At 21.0% G+C, this 981-nt stretch carries 1 protein-coding gene; it reads right to left on the minus strand.

Going from position 1 to position 981, the window contains the following annotated elements; translation table 11 throughout:
* Nucleotides 1–594: 594 nt before the first annotated feature.
* Nucleotides 595–720: a hypothetical protein gene (locus LUA84_RS04060; protein ID WP_256443480.1), complete on the minus strand. Its 126-nt coding sequence runs from the start codon at nucleotides 718–720 to the stop codon at nucleotides 595–597.
* Nucleotides 721–981: the final 261 nt, after the last annotated feature.

Raw genomic sequence — 981 nt, forward strand, 5'->3', positions numbered from 1 at the left:
AGTTATAGATTTATAGCTCTATGAAGAAAAAGAAATAAGTAAATATGGTGAGGAAAGTGAATTAATCTTATCCAGAGAATTACAGATTTAGTTTTATGATATATGAAAAATAAATTTATAAAAATTTTGTTAAATTTTCTTTAAATTCTTTTGCAGTTTCTTCACGGTATTGATGAAATAACATATTCTAAATGACAAATTTCCTTATAACCTGTATCAAATAAAGGTCTTTGTGCTATTTTAATAATTGGATATGATCTTGATTCTTTAATAATGTTGTATCAAATATAACTAAATTAAAATTCTCATACAATTTTTCATATGTTACCAAAATATTATATAAGTTTTTAATGAATTCTTCAAATTTATTTTCAGATAAGAAAAATATGCCAAAAGTATCAATATATCCAATGAATTCATTATTTCTAAATGGAGCAAATGATGNCCATAATTTAATTATTCCATCCAATATTATTCTTTCATTTAATTGTTTTTCAAAGTTAATATAATCTTCTATAAAGAATTTTTTATATTTATCAAAATATTTGCTAGATTTGTCTAGATAAATCTTAAAATGAATTTGTTGGTTCTTTTTCAATCAATATTTAAAATATATAAATGTTCCTGTGATGCACCTGCAGGAAATCCTTTATTTAAATTAATAAATATATATATATAATCTCCTTCAGGTACCCTTTCATAGAATTCTTTTATTAGCATAATATGAATTATAAAGATCTAAATAATCTATTTGAAACAAATTCTTTACATGTTTTTTATAATTTGGAACTAATACTTCGATGATATTTTCCATATGGATATTTATTTGAATAGNNNACAGGAATTTCCATTATATATTTTCTTTGAAAAATCAAAATCTGGAGCTTCATTATCAGGATAACAAATAAGAACATTTTGATTTTTTTGAATAAATTTTTCCATAATTTCTTGGTTTATTTTTTATAGATTTATTTACTCTTA

The organism is Candidatus Nanopusillus massiliensis, assembly GCF_920984865.1.